We start from the raw sequence: 24,277 nt of genomic DNA, 5'->3' as shown, positions 1-24,277 counted from the left end.
TCACTGCCTACCTATACCGGAGCTGTCCGCCCGCGCAAATGCCGACAGATGGAGCGGCTTGCCAGCCAGTTCGATGATGCACCCCGGTGCCCCGTCGCGCACCTGCAGGTGCAGGTCGTGCAGGCGGGCCACCGCGGCCACCATGCTCAGGCCCAGGCCGTTGCCCACGGTGTGGCGGCTGCTTTCGGAGCGGTACAGGCGGCGGAACACCGCTTCGCGCTCGGCTTCGGGAATGCCCGGGCCGGTGTCGCTGACCTGCAACGCCACGCTGTCGCTGCTCTGGGACAGCGCCACCACCACACGGGCGCCGTCGGGGGAGAACTTGATGGCGTTGTCCAGCAGGTTGCAGGTGGCGTCGAACAGCAGCTGCGCATCGCCGGCAAGCATGGCCGGGCCGTCGCTTTCCAATAGCGTAAGCTCGATGCCGCGTTCCTCGGCCAGGGGCTCGAAGAACTCCACGGCGTCGGCGCCGATGCGGTTCAGGTCCACGGGCGCGAAGTGGCTGCGGCGGGCGCTGTCCTCGATCTCGGAAATGCGCAGCAGGGCGCGGAAGGTCATCAGCAGGCCCTTGGCCTCGCCCAGGGCCGAGTCGATGGTCTGCGCGTATTCTTCTTCGCGCAGGCCGCGCCGCTGGGCGCGTTCCAGCCCGGCGATCAGGCGGGTGAGCGGGGTGCGCAGGTCATGGGCGATGTCGTCGCACACGCCTTTCACCTCGCTCATCAGCCGTTCCAGCTCGTCGAGCATGCCGTTGACCACCCGCGCGATACGGTCGATGTCGTCGTGGCTGCCGCGCACCGGCAGGCGCTGGCTGAGGTCGCCCTCGACAATGCCGCGGATGGCGTTGCCCAGGGCGTTCAAGCGCAGGCGCGTGGAGTTGCCCAGCCAGATCGCGCCTAGCAGGCCCACCACCAGCAGTAGTACGCCGCCGGAGATCAGGGCGTTGACCAGCAGTTCGTCGAATTCATGGATGTCGTGCACGTCCTGGGCCACCAGCAGCTGCGTGCCGTCTTCCAGGCGGTGGACGATGAAACGGATCGGCCGGTGGTGACCGTTGGCTTTCAGCCAGCGAAACTCCTGGGGTTTGTCGTAGCCGTTGATGGCCGGCAGGCGATGAATGGCGCCGGCCAGGTAATGGCCGTTGGCGTCGAACAGCGCGTGGGGCAGGCGGCCGTCGGCGTCCTGTTGGGCGTGCTTGCGGATTTCCGCCAGGCGCAGGTCCGGCGCCTGCTGGCTGCGGTTGTCCACCTGGCGGTAGAGGTTGGCGTCGGCCTCGGCCTTCAGGTACACCGCCGTCTGCCAGTACAGGTAGCCGAACAGCGCCAGGAACGAACAGCCAAACAGCGCCAGGAACAGCACGCCGATGCGGAAGCCGCTGGTGCGGGGGATCTCACTCAGGCGCACGGAGGACATAGCCGGCTCCCCGAATGGTCTGCAGCATGGGCGCTTCGCCGTCGGCGTCGATCTTGCGGCGCAGGCGGCCGATGTGCACTTCGATGACGTTGGTGCGCTCGTCGTAACTGTAGTTCCACACCGCCTCGAACAGCATGGTGCGGGTCACCACCTCGCCGGCATGGCGGGCCAGGTGCTCCAGCAGGGCGTATTCGCGCGGCAGCAGGTCCACTTCGCGCTGGCCGCGGTGCACGCTGCGGCGCAGCAGGTCGATAGTCAGTTCGCCCACCTGCAGGCGGTTGGTCTGCTCGTTCGCCACCGGCGCGCCGCCGCGGCGCAGCAGGGCGTCCAGGCGTGCGGTCAGCTCGATGAATTCGAACGGCTTGGTCAGGTAGTCATCGCCACCGGCGCGCAGGCCGCGCACGCGCTCATCCAGCGCGCTCAAGGCGCTGAGGATCAGCACCGGGGTGGCCACGCCGGCGCTGCGCAGGGCGGTCAGCACGCCCAGGCCGTCGGTGCTGCCGGGCAGCATGCGGTCCAGCACGATCAGGTCGAACGGGTTGCTCAGGGCCTGGACGATGCCCTGGCGGCCATCGCCGGCCAGGGTCACGGTGTAGCCATGGTCATGCAGCGCCGCTTCTATTTCGCGTGCGGTGGTGGGATCGTCTTCGACGACCAGTACGTGGGTCATGGGCAGTGTCGCTCCGGCAGGCAATGGGCGAGGGCAGGGACAACACAGGGCCCCGGCTGGCATAGTGTGCGCATGCTTGGGCAAACGGCAGGTCGCCGCCAGCTAAATTTTAGTTTAGGTAACGATTGAGGAGGTCCGGCAGTGCGCATACTGGTGATCGAGGACGATGCCACCGCCGCCGGCTACCTGGTGCGCGGCCTGGCCGAAAGCGGCCACGTGGCCGACAGCGCCGACAACGGCCGCGATGGCCTGGAAATGGCACTGGAAGGTATCTACGACGCGTTGATCGTCGACCGCAAGTTGCCGCTGCTCGATGGCCTTGAAGTGGTGCGCCAGCTGCGCGCCGAGGGCCTGCAACTGCCGGTGCTGATGCTCAGCGCCCTGGCCTCTACCGAGCAGCGGGTGGAAGGCCTGCGCGCCGGCTGCGACGACTACCTGGTCAAGCCCTACGCCTTCGTCGAGGTGGTGGCGCGCCTGCACGCGCTGCTGCGCACCGCCGGGCAGGCGCCGGGCAGCGGCGAGCACCTGAAGGTCGGCGAGCTGGAACTCGACTGCGCGGCCCGCACCGCGCGCCGCCAGGGCCGGGAAATCCGCCTGCAGTACCGCGAGTCGCTGCTGCTGGCCAAGCTGATGCGCCACAGCGGCGAGATCGTCACCCGCGACATGCTGCTGGAAAGCGCCTGGGATTACGCCTTCGACCCCAACGACAACGTGATTGACAAGCACATCTATCGCCTGCGCCGGAAGTTGGACGAAGGCTTTGATACCTCGTTGATCCGCACCGTGATGGGTGCGGGGTATGTGCTCGAATAACCTGCATGCCGCGTGAAGCGGACGCCGCCTGCGGCAGCTGCTACGGGGGCCTGTAGCAGCGGCCGCAGGCCGCGTCCCAGGCACGCGTTCTTAAACAAAAGTTTATTTCCAGGCGAACGCCCTGCCAGCCCCTTCCCTATACCGTCGCAACCATTCGTGGACCCCCCGTCCACCCAAGGCTCGACGGAGTACCCATGCCCGCTGCTGCACCTTCTTTCTTCCGCTTGTGGCCCCTGTGCCTGGCCGTGTTGTTGGGCGGCTGTTCGCTGGTGCCGGCGTACCACACGCCCAGCGCGCCGGTCGACGGCCCCTGGACTGCCGCGCAACCGCTGTCTGCCGCGCCGGCAGCCGGGGGCGCGTGGTGGCAGGAGTTCCATAGCCCCGAGCTGGACGCCCTGGTGGCTCGTGGCCTGACGGGCAATTACACCCTGGAGGCGGCCCGGCAGCGCATCGAGCAGGCCCGTGCCAGCGCCCAGGTCGCTGGCGCGCTGCAATACCCGCAGCTGTCCCTGGACGGCAATTTCCAGCGCGAGAACAACTACGGCACCACCGCCAAGCGCAGCGTGGGCCTGGGCGCCAGTTATGAGGTGGACTTCTGGGGCAAGCAGCGCGCCACCGCCGACTCGGCCAGCGCCCTGGCCGACGCCAGCGCCTTCGACGCCCAGACCCTGCGCATGACCCTGGGCGCCAACATCGCCAATAGCTACTTCCAGGTGCTGTCCCTGGACGAGCGCCTGAAGCTGGCCCAGTCGATTGCCGATGACGCCCAGCAGGTGCTCGACCTGGTGCAGGTGCAGGCCAGCCAGGGCGCGGTCTCGAACCTGGAAGTGGCCCAGCAACGCAACGCCCTGCAGACCTTCCAGGCCGCCATGCCGCCGCTGCGCCAGCAACGCGACCAGGCGCTGTACCAATTGGCCGTGCTGGTGGGCGCCGCGCCCCAGGGCTTCACTCTTGAGGCCAACGGGCTGCAGGGCATCGCCCTGCCCACGGCCAACGCCGGCATGCCGGTGAGCCTGCTGCGCCAGCGCCCCGACATCCAGGCCGCCGAGGCGCGCCTGCGCTCGGCCAATTTCGACGTGGGCGTGGCCCGCGCGGCGTTTTTCCCCAACCTGTCGCTGAACCTGCTGGGCGGCATCGACACCCTGGCCGGCGGGCAGATCTGGAGCGCCATCGGCACCCTCAGCCAGCCGCTGTTCCAGGGCGGCCAGCTCAAGGGCCAGCTGACCCTGGACAAGGCCCACGTCAAGGAACTGGTGGCCACCTACCGCGAGACTGTGATCGAAGGCCTGCAGGACGTGCAGACCCAGCTCAGCGCCAGCCGTGAGCTGGACAAGAGCGCCGCCCTCAACCAGGCCGCCGTGGACTCCGCCCGCGAAGCCGCGCGCCTGGCCCAGGTGCGCTACCGCCTGGGCTCCACCGATTTCCAGACGCTGCTGATCGTCGAACGCACCCAATACCAGGCCGAAGACACCCTGCTGCAAGTACGCCTGCAACACCTGCAGGCCGCCGTCGGGCTGTTCCGCGCCCTGGGCGGTGACTTCGGCGCGGCCCCCACGCTTGCCTCCAACCCCGTTACCAAGGACGCCCAGCCATGAGCCTCTCGTCTTCCCCCCGTCGCCTGCGCCTGGCAGCCCTGGCCGTCGCCGTGATGGCCGTTGCCGGCGTTGGCCGCTACAGCTGGCTCGACCACGCCCAGGCCGCCGCCGCGCCCAAGGCTGCCGCCGCCGTGCCGGTGCACGTGTCCCAGGCCAGCCAGATGGACGTGCCGGTGTGGCTGTCGGCCATCGGCAACGTGCAGCCGCTCAACAGCGTCAACGTGCGGGTGCGCGCCGATGGCGAGCTGACCCAGGTGCTGTTCAACGAAGGCCAGATGGTGCAGGCCGGCAGCCTGCTGGCGCAGATCGACCCGCGCACCTACCAGGCCCAGGTCGCCCAGGCCCAGGCCCAGGTGGCCAAGGACCAGGCGCAGTTGGCCAACCTGCGGGTCAACCTGCAGCGCGCCAGCAACCTGGCCGCCGCCAAGGCCGGCCCGACCCAGGATGTCGACACCTACAAGGCGCAACTGGCTGCGCAACAGGCCACCGTGCAGGCCGACCAGGCCGCCCTCGACAACGCGCGCCTGCAACTGGGCTTCACCGAGGTGCGCGCGCCGTTCACCGGGCGCACCGGCCAGCGCCTGCTGGACGTCGGCTCCATCGTGCACGGTGCCGAGGCCACGGGCCTGGTCACCCTGACGCAGATGGACCCGATCTCGGTGGCCTTCGCCGTGTCCCAGGACGAGCTGGCGCAGATCCTCGAGCAGAACGCCCGGCAGCCGCTGCAAGTGGTAGCCATGAGCCGCGACGGCAGCCACGAAATCGCCCGCGGCCAGCTGACCTTCATCGACAGCCAGGTGGCCACTGCCAGCGGCCAGGTGCAGCTCAAGGCGCAGTTCGACAACGGCAAGCGCCAGCTGTGGCCGGGCGAGCTGGTCAGCGCGCGCCTGCTGATCAACACCCAGCGCGCCGCCACCGTGGTGCCGGCCAGCGCCGTGCAGCTGGGCCGCGACGGCGACTACGTGTACGTGGTCAACGCCCAGCAGCAGGTGGAGCCGCGTCAGGTGAAGGCGTCGAGCATTGTCGTGGATGGCAAGCAGTGGATTCGCGAAGGGCTTGCGCCTGGCGAAAGCGTGGTCACCGTCGGTCAGTCGCGGGTTGCGCCGGGCGTCAAGGTTGCGGCAATCAATGAGCAGGCCGTGGCAGGGGTGCAACCATGAACGCCCTGGCCAGCCTGATCCCACGTCGCGTGGGCCTGAGCATGCTCGCCATCGGCGTGATGCTGCTGGGCGTGTTCGCCTACTTCAAGCTGCCGGTGGCGGCGTTGCCGACCGTGGACTTCCCCACCATCCAGGTCACCGCGCTGCTGTCGGGCGCCAACGCCGAGACCATGGCCAGCTCCGTGGCAACGCCCCTGGAGCGGGCCTTTGCCGCGGTGCCCCAGGTCACTTCCATGACCTCGGCCAGCGCCGCCGGCAAGACCCAGATCGTCCTGCAGTTCGACCTGTCGCGCAACATCGACGGCGCCGCCCAGGACGTGCAGACCGCCATCAACGCCGCGGCCTCCAACCTGCCCAAGACCATGACCAGCCAGCCGACCTTCAACAAGGTCAACCCGGCCGAGGCCACGGTGCTGTCCATCGCCCTGACCTCGCCGGTGCGCACGCTGCCCGAGCTCAACCAGTTCGTCGACAACTACATGGCCCAGCAGCTGTCGCAGATGCCGGGCGTGGGCATGATCGACTTCCACGGCCAGCAGAAGCCGGCCATGCGCATTCGCATCGACCCGGACCGCCTGGCGGCCCGTGGCCTGACCCTGGAAGACGTGCGCAGCATCATCGGCATCAGCACCCTCGACCAGCCCAAGGGCAACCTCGACGGCACCAGCCGCACCATCACCCTGGGCGCCACCGACCAGCTGCTGGACGCGGCCCATTACCGCGACCAGGTGGTGGCCTACAAGAGCGGCGTGCCGATCAAGGTCAGCGACATTGGCGAGGTGGTCGCCGGCGCCGAGGACACCGAGCAGTCGGCGGCCCTGAACGGCCAGCCGACGGTGATCGCCGACATCCACAAGCAACCCGGCTACAACGTGCTGGCCACCATCGACAACATCAAGGCGCGGCTGCCATCGCTGATGGCGCAGCTGCCGGCCGACGTGCAGGTGCACATCGTCGGCGACCGCACCCAGACCATCAGCGCCTCCATCGACGACGTGCAGTTCACCCTGCTGCTGTCCATCGCCCTGGTCGTGGTGGTGATCTTCCTGTTCCTGCGCAAGGCCACGGCCACGCTGATCCCGGCCATGACCATCCCGCTGTCGCTGGTGGCCACCTTCGCGGTGATGTACGTGCTGGGGTACAGCCTCGACAACCTGTCGATCATGGGCCTGGCCATCGCCGTCGGCTTCGTGGTGGACGACGCCATCGTGGTGATGGAAAACATCGTGCGCCACCTGGAGATGGGCAAGTCGCGCCTGCAGGCGGCCGTGGAGGGCCTGCGCGAGGTGGGCTTCACCATCGTTTCCATGACCGTGTCGCTGATCGCGGTGTTCCTGCCCATCCTGCTGATGAGCGGCATCGTCGGCCGGCTGATGCGCGAGTTCGCCGTGACCGTCAGCGTCGCCATCGTCATGTCGTGCATCGTTTCGTTGACCATCACCCCGATGCTCTGCGCCTGGCTGCTCAAGCCCCACGCCGAGGACGAGCCCGAGGGCCGCTTCGCCAGCGCCTGCGAGCGTGCGTTCATGGCGGTGCAGAACGGCTACCAGCGCAGCCTTGACTGGGTGCTGGGCCACCAGCGCCTGACCCTGGCGGTGGCCATCGCCACGGTGGCGGTCACCGGCGTGCTCTACGCCAACATCCCCAAGGGCTTCTTCCCGCAGCAGGACACCGGCCTGATCACCGCAGTGGCCGAGGCGGCGCCGGACATCTCGCCGCTGGCCATGCGCGCCCAGGTGGGCAAGCTGGCCGATATCGTCGGCCAGGATCCGGCCGTGGACAAGGTGTACTTCTGGGTCGGCCCCAACCCCACTATCAGCCAGGCGAAAATGATGGTGGCGCTGAAGCCGTTCGCCCAGCGCAGCGCCAGCGCCAGCCAGGTCATCGCCCGCCTGCAGGCGCCGCTGGCCCAGGTGCCGGGCATCAAGCTGTTCATGCAGCCCAACCAGGACATCGTCATCGGTGGCCGCGCGGCCAAGACCCAGTACCAGTACACCCTGCAAGACCCCAACACGGCAGAGCTCAACCATTGGGCCGACCTGCTGCTCAAGCGCCTGCAAGGCCTGCCGCAGCTGCAACACGTGACCTCGGACCAGCAGAGCGGCATTCCCCAGGCCACCCTCGATATCGACCGCGACTCGGCCTCGCGCCTGGGCGTGTCGGTGCAGGCCATCGACGACGTGCTGTACGACGCCTTCGGCCAGCGCCAGGTGGCGACCATGTTCACCCAGCTGGACCAGAACCACGTGATCCTGGAACTGGACCCGGCCTGGCAGGTGTCGCTCACTACCCTGGAGCACCTGTACGTGCGCTCCACCAGCGGCGCCATGGTGCCGCTGAACATGCTCACCCACCTCAAGCGCGAATTGGTGCCGATCGCCATCAACCACCAGGGCATCTTCCCGGCCATTACCCTGTCGTTTGACCTGGCGCCGGGCATGGCGCTGAGCGATGCGGTCAACGCCATCAACCAGACCACCCAGGCGGCGGGCCTGCCCGACAGCGTGCAGGGCAGCTTCCAGGGTACCGCCCAGGCGTTCCAGGACTCGCTGAAGTCGCAGCCGTGGCTGATCCTGGCGGCGATCATCACGGTGTACATCGTGCTGGGCGTGCTGTACGAGAACGCCATTCACCCGCTGACCATCATCTCGACCCTGCCGTCGGCCGGTTTCGGCGCGCTGGTGGCGCTGATGCTGGGCGGGCTGGACCTGTCGGTGCTGGGCATGATCGGCATCATCCTGCTGATCGGCATCGTCAAGAAGAACGCGATCATGATCGTCGACTTCACCCTGCAGGCCCAGGCCGAGGGGCGCACGCCCCAGGAGGCGGTGCGTGAGGCCTGCCTGCTGCGCCTGCGCCCCATCTTGATGACCTCGCTGGCGGCGCTGCTGGGCGCCATCCCGCTGGCGTTCGGCCACGGCCCCGGTTCCGAGCTGCGCCAGCCCCTGGGCGTGGCGATTGTCGGCGGCCTGCTGGTGTCCCAGGTGCTGACCCTGTATACCACCCCCGTGGTCTATCTTTGGTTCGAACGCCTGCGTACGCGCAAGGCGGCGCGCCGGGAAGCAGTGGCCGCGTGACGGAGGACACAGGGCAGAAGAACATGGAATTTCGACACAGCCTCACCCAACGGATTGTCATCGTTTTCGCCATCATGACCACGGTGGTCGCCGGGGCATTCGCCATCGGCATCGTCGCCACCGTGCACGTGGTCGAGAAGCGCCTGGTCACCACCAGCCTGGGCGGCACCCTGCAGCGCATCCTGTTGATGGACGACATGGCCGCCTGGCGGCCCAAACCCGAGCGCGACGAGCGCTTCTACGCCCAGGAGGGCCATGGCGAGCTGGCCCTGCCGGCCGACCTGCAAGGCCTGCGGCCAGGGTTCAGCGAGCTGGTGCGCGAGGGCAGGGCCTGGTACGTGATGGTGCAGGAGGTGAACGGCCGCAAGTACGTGCTGCTGCGTGACCAGCAGGGCTTCGACCAGCGCGAGCAGGTGCTGTTCGCGGTGGTCATCATCGGCTTCGTGCTCAGCCTGGCCGCGGCGCTGTTGCTGGGCCGCGCGCTGGCGCGCCGGGTGATGGTGCCGGTGACGCGCCTGGCCCGCCAGGTGCGCCACCGTGACCAGCTGCTGGACCTGGCACCGCCGCTGGCGCCGGGCTATGCCCTGGACGAGGTGGGCGAGCTGGCGCGTTCCTTCGACCTGACCCTGGGCCGCCTGCGCGTGGCGCTGATGCGCGAAAAACTGTTCACCGGCGACGTCAGCCACGAGCTGCGCACGCCGCTGATGGTGCTGGCCACCTCCAGCGAGCTGCTGCTGGAAAACCCGCGCCTGAGCGCCGAGCAGCGCGAGCAGGTCGCCAGCATCGCCCGTTCCAGCCGCGAGATGCGCGAGCTGGTGGAAAGCCTGCTGGCGCGGGCACGCGCCGAAGGCACCGGGATGAAATCGCTTTGAGCCTTGGCGCGGTCGTGATATTCCGTGGACGACAATGTAACGCGATTTTGACGGTCGTGATGCTATACGCCTTCCTGGATTCTGCGCCGCGCCTGTTTTTGCACACATTGGCAGCCGCGGCGCGCATGGAAAGTACAAAAAGAAGCTGGGGGATGTATGCAAATTCTGGTGGTTGAGGACAATCGCGATATCCTCGATAACGTGACCGAGTACCTGCAGCTGCGCGGCTGCGAGGTAACCCGCGCCGAGGACGGCCTGAGCGGCCTGCACCTGGCGGCCACCCGTTCGTTCGACATGGTGATCCTCGACGTGATGCTGCCGGGCATGACCGGCACCCAGGTGTGCCAGCGGCTACGCGAAAGCTCGCGGGCCGACACCCCGGTGATCATGCTGACCGCGCGCGACGCCTTGTCCGACCGCCTGGACGGCTTCAAGGCTGGCGCCGACGATTACCTGATCAAGCCGTTCGCGCTGTCGGAGCTGATGGCGCGCATCGAGGCCCTGGTGTGGCGGTTCAAGCGCAAGAGCTCGCGCACCCTCAAGGTCCACGACCTGTCCTACGACCTCGACACCCTGGACATCAGCCGGGGCGGGGTGGCGCTGCGCCTCAACCCGACTAACCTGAAGATGCTCGAACTGCTGATGCGCCGCAGCCCGGCGGTGGTCACCCGGCGCGAGCTGGAAGAAACCGTGTGGGGCGAATACACCCCCAACAGCGACAGCCTGCGCAGCAACCTGCACCTGTTGCGGCGCATGGTCGACAAGCCGTTCGGCGTACCGCTGGTGCACACCATTCATGGCATCGGCTACCAGATGGTTTATAAAGGGGTGGAACCGATTGCCGAGGATGACGCCGACGCTTGAGCGCGACCGATTGCCCCGGCGCGCACGTTTCACCGAAATTTTCACGTTGTAAGTTGTCGGCTGAGCTATAACTGGAAATATTTTGTAAATATTCCACCAATGCTCGCTTACCGCAGGAAGCGGGCACACATGCATGTGCTGTACATGGATCTACGTAGGCGAACCATATGACTGAAGTTGTCAGCTTGCCCCTCACTGCCTGGAACACCGATATTGACGCAGAGGTTCAAGCCCGCGGTATCGCAGCCCTGGAGGCCGGCAACGTCCTGGCCTTCCCGGGCCTGCGCTTTGAAGTCGGTGAACATGAACGCGACCTGCTGACCCCACGGGTGGACGGCAAGAGCAAGAACATCAGCCTGTCGCCCAAGGGCGACGCGCTCAAGGGCGTGGAAGGCGATGAAGCCCGGGCCCGGCAGATGCAGGCCATGGTCGGGCGCTACGCCGATTATGCCGAAAACCTCGCCCGTACCCTGCTCAAGCCCTACGCCGGCGCCCTGCAGCGTGCCCGCACCAGTTTCCGTCCCGAAGAGATCGCCGGGCGCCAGAGCTCCTGGCGCAAGGACGACACGCGCCTGCACGTGGACAACTTCCCGTCCTCGCCCACCCGTGGCAACCGTATCCTGCGCGTGTTCGCCAACATCAACCCGGCGGGCGAGCCGCGCTGCTGGCGCCTGGGCGAGCCGTTCGAGCAACTGGCCGACCGCTACGCCAAGGCGCTGCCCAAGCCGGTGTGGGGTTCGGCCGCGGTGCTCAACGCCCTGGGCATCACCAAGGCGCCGCGCAGCGCCTACGACCACTACATGCTGCACCTGCACGACCGCATGAAGGCGGACCTTTCCTACCAGCAGAGTGCCCCGCAAAGCGTCTGGGACTTCCCGGCGGGTACTACCTGGATGGTCTTCACCGACCAGGTCTCCCACGCCGCCACCCGCGGCGCCTGCGCCCTGGAACAGACCTTCCTGTTGCCGGTGGACGCCATGCAATCGGTCGAACGCGCGCCGCTGCGCGTGCTCGAACGGCTGATGGCGCGCAAGCTGGCGTAAGCCCACTGAGGTCTGTGGGAGCTGGCTTGCCAGCGAGCTTTTGAGGCCCTAAAAGCTCGCTGGCAAGCCAGCTCCCACAAAGGCCCCCCCTCTCACGGTTTTGGAATGAACGCCACGCTCTGGTTGTCATGGGCATGGAACAGGCGGGCGCCGTTGTCCGGCTGGGTCAGCACCAGGTCATGGTCCTCGGCCAGGTAGCGCAGCGGCAGGTCCTTGAGGGTCGGGTACTGGGCGAAGACGATGGTGCGCGCCGGGTTCCACGCGGTGCCGGTGCGGTGCGCCAGCCAGGCCATGAAGTCGGCGCTGGTGCCGTCGCGCGGGTAGTCCTCGTCCTCGCCGATGTAGGTGAACGGCCCGGCGTGGTTCTGCACGTACAGTGGCAGCTTGTTGTCGACCTCCACCATCACCAGGTGCCACTGGTTCCACGGCGCCTGCTCGCTGGCACGGGCCTCCACGTCCTGGCCGAAGCGGATGATGCCGCCGTTGCCGTTGGTCCAGGGGTAGGCCACGCCAATCACCAGGATCATCAGCACCGCGGCGATGCCGATGCCACGCTGCCAACGGCGTGCGCTGGCCGGGCGGTTGGCCAGGTAGCCGCGCAGCCAGGCGGCGCCCAGCAGCTGGGCGAACGGCACCAGCGGCAGCACGTAATAGCTGCGCCGGCTGCCGCAGGCGGTGAAGAACGCGAACATCAGCCCCAGCCCCAGCACCAGCCAACGGGTGTTGGCGTCCGTGCTGCGCCAGTGCCGCACGGCCAGCCACAGGCCGATGAGCCAGCAGGGCGCCCAGGGCAGGGTGTACACCGGCAGGTAGAGCAGGTAGGTGTAGATCGGGCCGAAGTTGTCGAACGGCTTGAAGAAGCGCACCACGTTCTCGCGCACCACCAGGCCCAGGCCGCTCTCGCCGTAGGTTGGCTGGCCGTAGAAGTGCGACAGCACGAAGGGGATCATGTACACCGCGCCGGCCACCACCAGCGCTGCCAGCAGCCGCAGGTTCAGGTGGCGCTTCCAGCGCCCCTCGGCCAGCAGGTGTGGCAGCAGCATCAGGCCTGGCAGGATAAAGCCGATCAGGCCCTTGAGCAGCGAGGTCAGCGCCAGTATCAGGAAGAACGCCGCGTAGCGTGACAAGCGCGTGTCCAGCGGGTCGCGCCAGTACCACCAGACCGCCGCCAGTACGCCGAACACGGTGAGCACGTCGGCGGTGGCCACCCGCGACCAGACCAGGAAGTAGAACGTGGTCGTCAGTAGCCAGCCGGCGATCAGCCCGGTGCCCTTGCGAAACAGCTGTTCGCCCAGCAGGTACACCAGCCAGACGCTCAGCCACGCGGCAAGCACCGACGGCAGGCGCAGCGACCAGTGATCCAGGCCGCCCATCAGGCCGGCGGTGGCGGTGATCAGCCAGTAGGAGGGCAGGGGCTTGTCGTAATAGGCGCCGCCCTTGAGGTAGGGGTCGAAGTAGTCGCCGCTCTGCAGCATCTGCAGGGCGATGTTAGCCCAGCGCGTCTCGGCCCCCCACAGCTCGCGCTGGCCCAGGCCCAGCAACAGGGCGATGGCAGCGACGCCGAGCAGCAGCACCAGGGCGCCGCGCTCGGAGCGGAAGTATCGGTACAGGGTGTCAGTCATGTTCAGCCACATAGGATCGAAGGCCCGGAGGTCCATCCACCGGGCGGGTCAAACCTAGTGCACCAACCGTTGCGTTTGCGTGACCACAATGAGAAAAAACCGTTGATGGCACTACGGTCATCATCGACATGAAATCCTGCGTCACAGGCCCTGCTTTCACCTGCTTTTGACCCGTGGCCCCGCACACTGCCCCGATACCCCCGCTCACCGCTGGATGACCCGTACATGACGTCGAAACGCCCCTTCCTGCTGTTGCTGTTGATCACCGGCCTGCTGTTTTTCGTTGCCCTGGGCAACCATCAGTTGCAAGGTTCCACCGAGCCGCGCGTGGGCGGCATCGCCATGGAGATGCACCTGCAGGGCGACTGGGTGACGCCGCGCCTCAACGGCGAACCGTTCCTGGAAAAACCGCCCCTGAGCCTGTGGCTCGACAGCGCCGCCATGAGCCTGTTCGGCCCCAGCGCATGGTCGGTGCGCCTGGCGTCGGCGCTTGCCGGCTTGTGCAGCGTGCTGCTGCTGTACGGGTTCCTGCGGCGTAATGACCGGCCGGTGGCAGTCGCTGTCACGGCCGGGCTGATGCTCGCCACCACCGCCAGCTTCTGGGGCAACGTGCGCCAGGTAGGCGAGGACTCGCTGCTGACCCTGGGCGTCAGCCTGGCGCTGCTGGCGTTCTACCAGGCCAGCCAGCGGCGCAGCCTGGGCAGCGCGCTGCTGTTCAGCGCCGGTATTGCCATTGCCACCCTGAGCAAGGGCGTGTTGGGCCTGGCCCTGCCGGGCGTGGTCATCTTTGCCTGGCTGCTGGCCGAGACCGTGCAGCAGCGGCGCCTGGCGCTGGGGCGCTGGCTATGGCCGGCGGCGCTGACCCTGGTGGGCCTGCTGCCGTTGCTGGTGTGGCTGGGCTTCCTCTACCAACAGGGCGGCGGCCAGGCACTCAAGGAGCTGCTGTGGGCCAACAGCGTCGGGCGCTTCAGCGGCTCGTTCAGCGAGGCCGGGCACTTCGAACCCTTCTATTACTACCTGGGCAAGTTGCCCGAAGCCTTCCTGCCGTGGAACCTGCTGGTGTACCTGGGCCTGTGGCATTTCCGCAAGCAGTGGCGCGTGCAGCCGCACCTGATGTTCTGCAGCCTGTGGCTGCTGGCGCAGTTCGTGCTGCTGACCCTGGCTTCGAGCAAGCGCATGGTCTACCTGATGTCCCTGGCGCCGGCCGCCGCGGTGATCGCCGCGGAATACGCGCGGGTGCTGCTCGCCTGGCGCCCGGCCGCCCATTGGCAGCGTGCGGCCGCAGGGGTGATGGGGCTGGTGGTGGCGGCCTACCTGGGCGTGGCTATCTGGGTATTGCCGCGCGCTGACCGTGCCGAGTCCTTCGTGCCCCTGGCCGAGCAGATCCGCGACTACCAGGCGCAAGGCCGCCACGTGGCGTTGGCCACGCCCAGCGAGCGGTTGGCGGGGGCAGGGGTGTTCTACAGCCGCAGCCTGTTGCCGGCGCTGGCCAGCGAGCAGGCGATGACCCAGTTCCTGGCGCAGGCGCCGGGCAACGTAGCGGTGATGGAGCGCGAGACAGCGCCGGAGGCGGGGGTGGAGGTGTTGCGCAAGGTGGTGGTGGGGGATCGGGCCTATTACTTCCTGGCCCAGCCCGCCTTGTAGCAAGGACGCGGCCTTTGGCCGCTGCTACGCAGATCGCACGTAGCAGCAACTGTCTTGTGGGAGCTGGCTTGCCAGCGAGCTTTTATGGCCCCAACAGCTCGCTGGCAAGCCAGCTCCCACAGAATGTAGCAGCAACTGTCGTGAAACGGCGTCGTCTGCATCGCGACTAAAGTCGGCTCCTACCCTATTCGTGGTAGGAGCCGGCCTTGGCCGCGATGCAGGCGACGCTGTCCATGGGGTATCCGCATTCGCGTAGCAGCTGCCGAAGGCGGCGTCCTAGGGGGTTACACCCACTTCTGGTGCGGGATCGGCAGGCTGCAGGATTCGCCGCGGCCAATCGGGAAGTAGGTGATGCCTTTCTGCGCCAGGCGGTCCACGTCGTACAGGTTGCGGCCGTCGAAGATCACCGGCTGCGCCAGGCGCTTCTGGATCAGGTCGAAGTCCGGGGCCTTGAACTGTTGCCATTCGGTGCAGATGATCAGCGCGTCGGCACCGTTCAGGGTGGCTTCCGGGGTGCCCATCAGCATCAGGTTCGGCTGCTCGCCGTACAGCAGTTGGGTCTGCTGCATGGCCTCGGGGTCGAACGCACGCACCTGGGCGCCGGCGGCCCACAGGGCTTCCATCAGCTCGCGGCTCGGGGCGTCGCGCATGTCGTCGGTGTTGGGCTTGAACGCCAGGCCCCAGACCGCGAAGGTGCGGCCTTTCAGGTCACCCTTGAAGTAGGCTTTCACCCGCTCGAACAGCTTGTGCTTCTGGCGCTCGTTGATGGCTTCCACGGCCTGCAGCAGGTCGTTGGAGCAGTTGGCGGCCTCGGCGGTGTGGATCAGCGCGCGCATGTCCTTGGGGAAGCACGAGCCGCCGTAGCCACAGCCTGCGTAGATGAAGTCGTAGCCGATACGCGGGTCGGCGCCCATGCCCAGGCGGATGGCCTCGATGTCGGCACCCAGGTGCTCGGCCAGCTCGGCGATCTGGTTGATGAAGCTGATCTTGGTCGCCAGCATGCAGTTGGCGGCGTATTTGGTCAGCTCGGCGCTGCGCAGGTCCATGAACAGGATGCGGTCGTGGTTGCGGTTGAACGGCGCGTACAGGTCGCGCATCACGTCGCGCACTTCCTCGCGCTCGCAGCCGATGACGATACGGTCCGGGCGGCGGCAGTCACGCACCGCCGAGCCTTCCTTGAGGAATTCGGGGTTGGAGACGATATCGAACTGCAGGGTGCGGCCGGCTTTCGCCAGGGCCTCGTTGATGTGCTTCTGCAGGGCGTCGCCGGTGCCCACGGGCACGGTGGATTTCTCCGCGACGATCAGCGGCTCCACGCGGTGGCGGGCAATGGCGTCGCCCACCGAGAACACGTACTTGAGGTCGGCCGAGCCGTCATCGCCCGAGGGCGTGCCGACGGCGATGAACAGCACTTCGCCGTGCTCGATGGCCAGCTTTTCGTCGCTGGTGAAGTGCAGGCGACCGTTGTCCAGGTTTTCCCGCACCAGCGCCGACAGGCCCGGCTCGAAAATGGTCACGTGGCCCTTGGACAGTTGGTCGACCTTGTGTTGGTCTATGTCCATGCAGATCACGTCATGACCCACTTCGGCCAGCACGGTGGCTTGCACCAGACCTACGTAACCACTACCGATAACACTGATTTTCATTGCGCAGATCCTATGGACTTGTTGCCGTGTGTACGTCGCGAGTTGATGATCAGCACCCCGAGCACGACCAGCGTCACCCCGAGGCTTTTCAACAGCGAAAAATGTTCATTGAACGCCGGCAGGCAGGCTGCCAGCAGGTAGACCAGGGCGTAGCTGATGCTCAGCAGCGAATAGGCACGTCCCAGGGGCAGGTGCTGCAGCGCGCCGAGCCAGCACAGCATGGACAGGGCGTAGGCGAAGATCGCCGCCATCACCACGCCCAGCGCCAGCCACGGCACCGGGCCGTTGAGCAGGGTGTCGAGCCACTGCGCCGGCACCGGCAGCCGGGTCATGCTCCAGCGCATGCCCAGTTGCGCACCGCTGACCAGCAGCACGCTGCCGCCCGCCAGGGCAAAGCCCTGGGCGCGGCTCATGCCTGCCACCCCAGCAGCAGCACGCCGGCCATGACCACGCCCACGCCCAGCCAGTGGCGCACGTCCACGTGCTCGCGGAAGACAAAGCGCGCCACCAGGGTGATCAGCACGAAATTGAGGCTGAGCATGGGGTAGGCAATGCCTACCTCAAGGTGTTGCAGCACCAGCAGCCACAGCAGCAGGCCCAGGCCCAGGCACAGCAGCGCCAGCCACAGCCACGGCGTGGCCAGCTTGGCCAGGGCGCCGCCGGCCGGGGCGTCGCGCCAGGACTCGACCGCCAGTTTTTGCGCGATCTGGCCCAGGCAGGTGAGGGTGCAGGCCGCCAGCAACAGAAGGAAGATCATGGCGGCGTCTGGTCGAAAATGAAGATCATCAGGCTGCCTTGCACGAAGCGCTTGCCGTCCTTGGGCAGCAGGTCGACCTCATGCAGTTCGTCATCACTCTTGACCCGCATCACCACGCCCACCGAACCCTGGCGTCGGGCCTCGGTCATCCACGCCTGCACCTGCTCCAGCTGCACCTCGCGGGCGCTGGAGTCGGCGTAGCTCAAGCCATATTTGGTCTCGCCCACGGTGTTGTACAGGTACACGGTGGGTTGCGCGGTGTGCCAGGCCAGGGCCGAGGCAGCGCCCAGGTCGTTGGCCAGCAACGTGTGGGTCTGGCGCAGCTCGTCGCTGTGTTCGGCGATGAACGCGTCGGGGGTCTTGTTGTTGACGATGGAGTCCGGCAACGCGGCCGGCAGCAGGGCAATCAGCACGCCCATGCCCACGGCCGGGGCAGCCCAGCAGCGCAACGGCTTGAGCAGCGCCACGGCGTTGGCCAGCACCACGCCGCCCAGGGCCACGACGATCAGCGCCAGGTGCTGGGGCTCGTCCACGTACACCGGCTTCTTGTGCTGCAGCCAGGCGATGGCGGCCAGGCCAATGACGCCCATGGCCAGGTTGAGCACGGCGTTGCTGCGCAGCATCAGGGTCTTGCCCTGGGCCAGCGCCTGGTTCAGCAGGTGGCCCAGCAGCAGCGCCAGGGGCAGCATGCACGGCAGGATGTAGGTCGGCAGCTTGCCGCGGCTCAGGCTCAGGAAGGCCAGGGGCAGCAGCAGCCACAGCAGCACGAACAGCACCTTCGGGTCGCGGCGGGTGGCCCAGGCCTGGCGCACGGTAGCCGGCAACAGCAGCGCCCAGGGCAGGCTCGAGGCGGCCAGCAGCGGCAGGTAGAACCAGATTGGCTGGGCGTGCTGGGCGTCGTCGCCGGCGAAGCGACGGATGTGCTCGTGCCAGAAGAAGAACGACCAGAAGTCAGACTCCTGCTGGTTGACCATCAGCGCCCACGGCGCCGCCACCAGCACCGCCACCAGCACGCCGAACAGGCCGAAGCGCACCAGCTCGCCGAAGCGCTTCTGCCAGATCATCCACGGCGCCGCGATGAGCACCGGGAATACCCAGGCCAGGAAACCCTTGGTCATGAAGCCCATGCCACAGGCCACGCCCAGCAGGCCCCAGTGCAGCAGGCGCGCGCTGGTGGTGCGGCTGTCGATGGCGAACCAGAGGGCCACCAGGCTCAGGTTCACCCACAGGGTGAATTGCGGGTCGAGGTTGGCGTAGCCGGCCTGGCCGGCCACCAGGCCGAAGCTCATGTACAGCACCGCGCAGATCACGCTCTGGCGCTTGTCGGCCCACAGGCGGTTGGCCACAAGGTAGGTCAGCAGCACGCTCAGGCCCAGGCTCAGGGCCGAGGCCACGCGCACGCCGAACAGGTTCTGGCCGAACAGCCACTGGCCGATGGCGATCAGCCAATAGCCGGCGGCGGGTTTTTCAAAGTAACGCAAGCCCATGAAATGCGGCGCGGCCCATTTGCCGGTCAGCAGCATTTCCTGGCTCATTTGCGCGTAGCGGGTTTCATCGGGAATCCACAGCCCGTGGAAGGGCAGTGGCAGCAGGTAGAAGAGCCCGAATGCAAGCAGCAAGACGGGCAGGGTCCAGCGCTGGATCATGGTCGTTGAACCCCAAGCCAGCCTTCGCGTCCTTCCAGGGCGCCGCGGGTCAGTTGTTCCACCGGCAGGGCGGTGGTGTCCGCGGGCAGCAGTTGCCCCAGGGGTTGGAACTGTATCTGTCGCTCGCGTGCCGTTGCCAGCAAGCGGCGGAAATCGTCAGCCATCAGAATCCCTTCAACCTCGGCATGAATGGTGTAGTTGTTCAAGCCTCCAGGCTTGAAGCGTTCCAGGATGTAGTCGTTGAAGCCTTGGGCGCTCACCGTTGGCCCCACCACCTCGTCGAAGGTGGGCAGGTCCACGGGGATCTGCACGGTACCGGCCGAACCATCGGCCAGGCGTGGCTGGAACAGGTGGGTGCCACGGCAATCGCTGTTGTAGCGGAAACCGAAGTCTTCCTTGGCCTGTACCACGCGTTCGTCGGCGCGCCAGCCGGCGGCAGCGGAGCAGTCGATGCGCTGCCCGAGGATATCGTTCAGGGTTTCCACGCCCCGGCGGATCTGCTCGTGCAGTTGCGCGTCGCTCCAGCGACCGGTGTTGGCCTGCCAGCCATGGTGATCCCAGGCGTGCAGGCCAACCTCGTGGCCGGCGTCGCGGGCCTGGCGCATCAAGTGCCCCAGGTCGCGACCGATCGGCTTGCCGGGCCAGGCGGTGCCGGCCAGCAAGATATCCCAGCCGTACAGGCCTGCGGCATTGGAACGCAACATCTTCCACAGGAACTGCGGGCGGATCAGGCGCCACAGGTGGCGCCCCATGTTGTCCGGCCCGACGCTGAAGAAGAACGTCGCTTTCACCTGGGCTTCGTCGAGCAGTTCGAGCAACCGCGGCACCCCTTCACGGGTGCCTCGGTAGGTGTCGACGTCGATGCGCAGACCTGCCTGCATTAACGCTTGCTCTCGATTTCAACCATGGCTTCGCGCAGGAAGAAGTCCAGGGTCTTGCCGATGGTTTCGCTCAGCTCGATGGTCGGGGTCCAGTCGATCAGGCGACGGGCGTTCTCGATGCTCGGGGTGCGGTGGGTCACGTCCTGGTAGCCGTTGCCGTAGAACGCCTTGCTCTCGATTTCACGGAAGCCGGCGAACGGTGGGAAGTTGCCACGCAGCGGGTGAGCTTCGAACTGGCGCAGCAGCTCTTCGCCCAGCTGGCGGATGCTGGCTTCGTTGGTCGGGTTGCCGATGTTGATGATCTCGCCGTCGCACTTGCCATCGCGGTTCTCGATGATGCGTGCCAGGGCTTCGATGCCGTCGTCGACGTCGGTGAAGGTGCGCTTCTGCTCGCCACCGTCCACCAGGCGGATCGGGGTGCCTTCCACCAGGTGCAGGATCAGCTGGGTAATGGCGCGCGAGCTGCCGATACGGGCCGAATCCAGGCGGTCCAGGCGTGGACCCATCCAGTTGAACGGACGGAACAGGGTGAACTTCAGGCCCTTGTCGCCGTAGGCCCAGATCACGCGGTCCAGCAGTTGCTTGGAGACCGAGTAGATCCAGCGCTGCTTGTTGATCGGGCCGACGATCAGGTTCGAGGTGTTCTCGTCGAAGTGGCTGTCCTGGCACATGCCATAGACTTCCGAGGTCGACGGGAAGATCACGCGCTTGTTGTACTTCACGCAGTGACGAACGATTTTCAGGTTTTCTTCGAAGTCCAGTTCGAATACGCGCAGCGGGTTGCGGGTGTATTCGATCGGGGTGGCGATGGCGACCAGCGGCAGCACCACGTCGCACTTCTTGATGTGGTATTCGATCCACTCGGAGTGGATGCTGATGTCACCTTCCACGAAGTGGAAGCGCGGGTTGCCGCGCAGGTGCTCGATGGCGTCGGAACCGATGTCCAGGCCATAGATTTCATAGCGGTCGTCGCGCAGCAGGCGCTCCGACAGGTGGTTGCCGATGAAACCGTTGACGCCCAGGATCAGCACGCGGGTGCGGCGCACAGGGCGGCCGGCGGCCTTGCCGATCAGCTTGGAGCCTTCCACCAGGCCCAGTTCACGGGCCAGTTGCGGGCCGCTCAGGTACAGGCCGTCGTTGTTGCGCTGGCCGGCGGTGATTTGCAGGGCGTCGGTGCCGCAGGCGATGCGCAGCGGTTCGACGCTGATCACGTGGCCTGGCTCGAAGCCCTGGTTGCCGGCGACCACTTCGGCGCTCCAGACAATCAGCTTGTGCTCGCCCACGGCGCAGAACGCGCCCGGGTATGGCTGGGTGACAGCGCGCACCAGGTTGAACAGCTCTTCGGCCGGGCGGCTCCAGTCCAGCAGGCCGTCGGCAGGGGTGCGGCGGCCGAAGGTGGTGGCCTGGCTCTCGTCCTGGGCGGTCTCGGTGACTTCGCCCTTGGCCAGCAGCGGCAGGGTTTCGTTCAGCAGCGCGGTGGCGGCGTCACGCAGCTTGGCGTGCAGGCTCAGGCCGGTGTCGGAGCGCTCGATGGCCACGCGTTGCTGGGCAACGATGGCGCCAGCGTCGGCACGCTTGACCATGCGGTGCAGGGTAACGCCGGTCTCGGTTTCGCCCTTGACCAGTACCCAGTTGGCCGGTGCGCGGCCGCGGTAGCGTGGCAGCAGCGAGCCGTGCAGGTTGAACGCACCTTGCTTGGCGCAGGCCAGCACGGCCTCGCTCAGCAGGTTGCGGTAGTAGAACGAGAAGATGAAGTCGGCGTCGAGCTTGGCGATGCGCTCGATCCAGATCGGGTGGTTGGCGTCTTCCGGGGCGTGCACCGGGATGCCTTTGCGTGCGCACAGTTGCGCCACCGAGCCGTAGAAGTTGTTTTCCTTGGGATCGTCGGCGTGGGTGAATACGGCGGCGATGTCGTAGCCTGCCTCAAGCAGGGCGTTGATGCCGGCGCAGCCGATATCGTGGTAGGCGAAGACAACAGCTTTCTGGTTCATGAGGCAGCCTTGCTGGAAGAAATGGAAATCGAGGTTTCAGGGTGAGGTTCGGTGTTGCCGCCAGCCGGTTCGTTGCTGCGCAGCACCTTTTCGATGAAGAACCGCGGCCGGGCGCGGACGTCGCTGTACATGCGGCCCAGGTATTCACCCAACAGGCCCATGCCGATGAACTGCGCACCGGTGAACACGAACAGCACGGCGAACAGCACGAAGGTGCCGTGGCCCGACCAGGCGGCGCCGTAGATCATGCGCAGCGCGATCAGCGCCACGGCGAACAGCACGCCCAGGGCGGCCATGCCGATGCCGACCACGCTGAGCAGGCGCAGCGGCGTGGTGGTCATGCAGGTGACCAGGTCGAACATCAGGCTGATCAGGCGCATGGGGCTGTACTTGGAGTCGCCGTGCTCGCGCTCGGCGTGCTGCACCAGCACCTCGGTGGTGTGGCGGGCGAAGCTGTTGGCCAGGATCGGGATGAAGGTGCTGCGCTCGCGGCAGGCCAGCATCGCGTCGACCACGCTGCGGCGGTAGGCGCGCAGCATGCAGCCGTAGTCGCTCATGGCCACGCCGGTGGAGCGCTGCACGGCCAGGTTGATCAGCTTCGATGGCCAGCGGCGCAGGGCCGAGTCCTGGCGGTTGTTGCGCACGGTGCCGACCACGTCGTAGCCCAGCGAAGCCTGGGCGACCAGGTTGGGGATCTCTTCTGGCGGGTTCTGCAGGTCGGCGTCGAGGGTGATCACCAGGTCACCGATGCACTGCTCGAAACCGGCCATGATCGCCGCGTGCTGGCCGTAGTTGCGGTTCAGGATCACCGCCACCACCGGGCTGCCCGGGCGTTCGGCGGCGTCCTGGAGGATGTCGGCCGAGGCGTCGCGGCTGCCGTCGTCCACCAGCACGATTTCATATTTCTGCGTCAGTTGCGCACACGCAGCTTCGGTGCGGCGCAGCAGCTCCGGCAGGCTCTGCTCTTCGTTGTACACCGGTATCACGATGGACACGGTGTTGATCGGATAAGGTCTCACGGGCGGTGTTCCAGGGTTTTCTCAATGGCGCAGGCAACGCGCTCGACATCGTCGAGGGTCATGTCGGGGAACAGCGGGATGGAGCACAGGCGGGCCGAGTTCCACTCAGTGTTGGGCAGCTGCACGTCCGGGAACTTCTGGCGGTACCAGGTGTGCAAGTGCGTGGCAATGAAGTGGATGCCGGTGCCAATGCCTTGATCTTGAAGACCTTTCATGAAGGTTTCACGATCAATGCCGCAACGTTCCGGGTCGATGCGCAGGATGAACAGGTGCCAGGCGTGCTGTTGCGGCCAGGTCGGTTGCGACAGTGGCAGCACCGGCAGGTGCTTGAGGCGTTCGAGGTACGCCTGGGCCAGCTGCTCGCGCTTGGCATTGATGGCGTCGACGCGCTCCAGTTGCACCAGGGCAATGGCGGCGTTGATGTCGGCCAGGTTGTACTTGAAGCCCGGCTCCTGGACCATGGCCTGTGGCTTGCGGCCGTGGGTCATGCGGTCGTAGGCGTCCACGCCCAGGCCGTGGAACTTGAGCATGCGCACGCGGTTGGCGAAGGCTTCGTCATCGCTGACGAACATCCCGCCTTCGGCGCAGGTCATGTTCTTGATGGCGTGGAACGAGAAGATCGCGGTGCCCTGGGCACCGATCTCGCGGCCGCGGTAGCGGGTGCCTACGGCGTGGGCGGCGTCTTCGATGACGCGGATGCCGTGGCGCTCGGCCAGGGCGTACAGCGGGTCGAGGTCGAAGGCGGCGCCGGCGTAGTGCACGGGGATGATCGCCTTGGTGCGCGGGGTGATGGCGGCCTCGATGGCGGCCACGCTGCACATCAGGGTGTCACGGTCGATGTCGACGAATACCGGGGTAGCACCCAGCAGGCAGATCATGTTGGCGGTGGACACCCAGGTCTGGGACGGGGTGATGACTTCGTCGCCCGGGCCGATGCCCAGGGCCAGCAACGCGATGTGCATGGCGCCGGTGGCGGACGACAGGGCCACGGCATGGGCGCAGCCCACGCGGCGAGCGAATTCCTGCTCCAGCTCCTGGGCCTTGGGGCCGGTGGTGATCCAACCGCTGCGCAATACCTGCTCTACTGCTGCGATCTCCTGGTCACCCATGCTGGGACGGGAAAAGGGGAGAAAACTCTGATTCATGGCATCCTCGGAATCTGACAGGCTTATGCGCTTCGTGCGTCATACATGCCCCACTTTAGTCGCAGGGCCATCCGTTATAGAGGGAGATTATTACCGCCGCAAGCTGAACGAACGCTTGCTGAACGAATCAATTGCTGTTTGATACAAAAATCGGGGTAGTCAGGCCTGGCAGGCATTGAAGTCGACGAATGCCCACGTGTCTGTAGGAAATGTCTGAAGATGCTCGTAGAAAATGCCACTGTGAAAAACTGCCGATGGTTCAATACGTCAAAGGTGCATTTTCATGTGTCAAAAAAGAGTGAGTGACAGATGAAAATGCTGTCCCGGTGCCAGCTTTTCCGTTCATCACAAGTCTTTGACATGGGCTGCGGTACAAGGGCTGATAAACTGCCTGGCCCTCCAGACCCCTAGCATGACGCTGA

The 24,277-nt window shown here is 66.5% G+C and carries 18 protein-coding genes and 1 pseudogene; 8 read left to right on the top strand and 11 right to left on the bottom strand.

What is annotated here, in order from left to right:
- Together ACWKWX_RS30695 and ACWKWX_RS30690 are read right to left on the bottom strand one after the other, a co-directional pair.
- Positions 1-1,410, bottom strand: a complete 1,410-nt coding sequence (locus ACWKWX_RS30695) for a sensor histidine kinase (RefSeq protein ID WP_473003425.1) — start codon at positions 1,408-1,410, stop codon at positions 1-3.
- Entirely contained in the window at positions 1,388-2,080 is a 693-nt protein-coding gene (locus ACWKWX_RS30690) for a response regulator transcription factor (protein WP_416425487.1), read from the bottom strand. The genes ACWKWX_RS30695 and ACWKWX_RS30690 overlap by 23 nt, the downstream gene beginning before the upstream one ends.
- A 141-nt stretch (positions 2,081-2,221) precedes the next feature.
- Here ACWKWX_RS30690 and ACWKWX_RS30685 point away from each other — a divergent pair, with 141 nt between their 5' ends.
- The 7 genes and pseudogenes from ACWKWX_RS30685 (at position 2,222) to kdoO (ending at position 11,504) form a co-directional block, all read left to right on the top strand.
- Positions 2,222-2,893 (top strand): response regulator transcription factor, encoded by a 672-nt coding sequence (locus ACWKWX_RS30685; protein ID WP_416425486.1) that lies wholly within the window; start codon positions 2,222-2,224, stop codon positions 2,891-2,893.
- 194 nt (positions 2,894-3,087) lie between these two features.
- A complete protein-coding gene (locus ACWKWX_RS30680) occupies positions 3,088-4,488 on the top strand; it encodes an efflux transporter outer membrane subunit (protein WP_483829705.1) in 1,401 nt (466 codons plus the stop codon).
- Complete coding sequence (locus ACWKWX_RS30675; RefSeq protein WP_483829704.1) at positions 4,485-5,648, top strand: efflux RND transporter periplasmic adaptor subunit; 1,164 nt, start codon at positions 4,485-4,487, stop codon at positions 5,646-5,648. Before ACWKWX_RS30680 ends, ACWKWX_RS30675 begins: the two co-directional genes overlap by 4 nt.
- A complete protein-coding gene (locus ACWKWX_RS30670; protein ID WP_483829703.1) occupies positions 5,645-8,725 on the top strand; it encodes an efflux RND transporter permease subunit in 3,081 nt (1,026 codons plus the stop codon). Before ACWKWX_RS30675 ends, ACWKWX_RS30670 begins: the two co-directional genes overlap by 4 nt.
- A gap of 23 nt (positions 8,726-8,748) precedes the next feature.
- Positions 8,749-9,573 (top strand): annotated as a pseudogene (locus tag ACWKWX_RS30665) (sensor histidine kinase); the annotation flags it as partial.
- Positions 9,574-9,753: 180 nt separating this feature from the next.
- Positions 9,754-10,461 carry a response regulator transcription factor gene (locus ACWKWX_RS30660; protein ID WP_416425482.1) on the top strand — a complete coding sequence of 236 codons (708 nt, stop codon included), beginning with the start codon at positions 9,754-9,756 and terminating at the stop codon, positions 10,459-10,461.
- A 167-nt stretch (positions 10,462-10,628) separates the two neighbouring features.
- Positions 10,629-11,504 carry a Kdo hydroxylase KdoO gene (kdoO, locus tag ACWKWX_RS30655; RefSeq protein ID WP_416425481.1) on the top strand — a complete coding sequence of 292 codons (876 nt, stop codon included), beginning with the start codon at positions 10,629-10,631 and terminating at the stop codon, positions 11,502-11,504.
- A gap of 92 nt (positions 11,505-11,596) precedes the next feature.
- Here the strand turns inward: kdoO and ACWKWX_RS30650 are convergent, their stop codons facing one another.
- On the bottom strand, positions 11,597-13,126 hold the full coding sequence (locus ACWKWX_RS30650) for an ArnT family glycosyltransferase (RefSeq protein WP_483829702.1): 1,530 nt from the start codon (positions 13,124-13,126) through the stop codon (positions 11,597-11,599).
- 225 nt (positions 13,127-13,351) lie between these two features.
- On the opposite strand from ACWKWX_RS30650, the gene ACWKWX_RS30645 reads away from it, so the two are divergent.
- Positions 13,352-14,770 (top strand): ArnT family glycosyltransferase, encoded by a 1,419-nt coding sequence (locus ACWKWX_RS30645; protein WP_483829701.1) that lies wholly within the window; start codon positions 13,352-13,354, stop codon positions 14,768-14,770.
- A 284-nt stretch (positions 14,771-15,054) separates the two neighbouring features.
- Here the strand turns inward: ACWKWX_RS30645 and ACWKWX_RS30640 are convergent, their stop codons facing one another.
- From ACWKWX_RS30640 to arnB, 8 genes are read right to left on the bottom strand one after another with little or no spacing between them, the layout of a single operon-like run.
- Positions 15,055-16,416, bottom strand: coding sequence for a UDP-glucose dehydrogenase family protein (locus tag ACWKWX_RS30640; RefSeq protein ID WP_476297627.1), 1,362 nt, complete (start codon positions 16,414-16,416; stop codon positions 15,055-15,057).
- Entirely contained in the window at positions 16,413-16,829 is a 417-nt protein-coding gene (gene arnF, locus ACWKWX_RS30635; RefSeq protein ID WP_416425477.1) for a 4-amino-4-deoxy-L-arabinose-phosphoundecaprenol flippase subunit ArnF, read from the bottom strand. Before arnF ends, ACWKWX_RS30640 begins: the two co-directional genes overlap by 4 nt.
- Entirely contained in the window at positions 16,826-17,173 is a 348-nt protein-coding gene (arnE, locus tag ACWKWX_RS30630; RefSeq protein ID WP_473003411.1) for a 4-amino-4-deoxy-L-arabinose-phosphoundecaprenol flippase subunit ArnE, read from the bottom strand. The genes arnF and arnE overlap by 4 nt, the downstream gene beginning before the upstream one ends.
- On the bottom strand, positions 17,170-18,819 hold the full coding sequence (arnT, locus tag ACWKWX_RS30625) for a lipid IV(A) 4-amino-4-deoxy-L-arabinosyltransferase (RefSeq protein ID WP_483829700.1): 1,650 nt from the start codon (positions 18,817-18,819) through the stop codon (positions 17,170-17,172). Before arnT ends, arnE begins: the two co-directional genes overlap by 4 nt.
- Positions 18,816-19,700 carry a 4-deoxy-4-formamido-L-arabinose-phosphoundecaprenol deformylase gene (gene arnD / locus ACWKWX_RS30620; RefSeq protein WP_416425474.1) on the bottom strand — a complete coding sequence of 295 codons (885 nt, stop codon included), beginning with the start codon at positions 19,698-19,700 and terminating at the stop codon, positions 18,816-18,818. Before arnD ends, arnT begins: the two co-directional genes overlap by 4 nt.
- Positions 19,700-21,691 (bottom strand): bifunctional UDP-4-amino-4-deoxy-L-arabinose formyltransferase/UDP-glucuronic acid oxidase ArnA, encoded by a 1,992-nt coding sequence (gene arnA, locus ACWKWX_RS30615; RefSeq protein WP_416425473.1) that lies wholly within the window; start codon positions 21,689-21,691, stop codon positions 19,700-19,702. Before arnA ends, arnD begins: the two co-directional genes overlap by 1 nt.
- Positions 21,688-22,710, bottom strand: a complete 1,023-nt coding sequence (gene arnC, locus ACWKWX_RS30610) for an undecaprenyl-phosphate 4-deoxy-4-formamido-L-arabinose transferase (protein ID WP_416425472.1) — start codon at positions 22,708-22,710, stop codon at positions 21,688-21,690. The genes arnA and arnC overlap by 4 nt, the downstream gene beginning before the upstream one ends.
- Positions 22,707-23,855, bottom strand: coding sequence for a UDP-4-amino-4-deoxy-L-arabinose aminotransferase (gene arnB / locus ACWKWX_RS30605; protein WP_483829699.1), 1,149 nt, complete (start codon positions 23,853-23,855; stop codon positions 22,707-22,709). The genes arnC and arnB overlap by 4 nt, the downstream gene beginning before the upstream one ends.
- Positions 23,856-24,277: the final 422 nt, after the last annotated feature.

This window comes from Pseudomonas imperatae, assembly GCF_057128625.1.
Note: the sequence above shows the minus strand (reverse complement) of the source record. Positions and strands in the feature narration are given on the sequence as shown.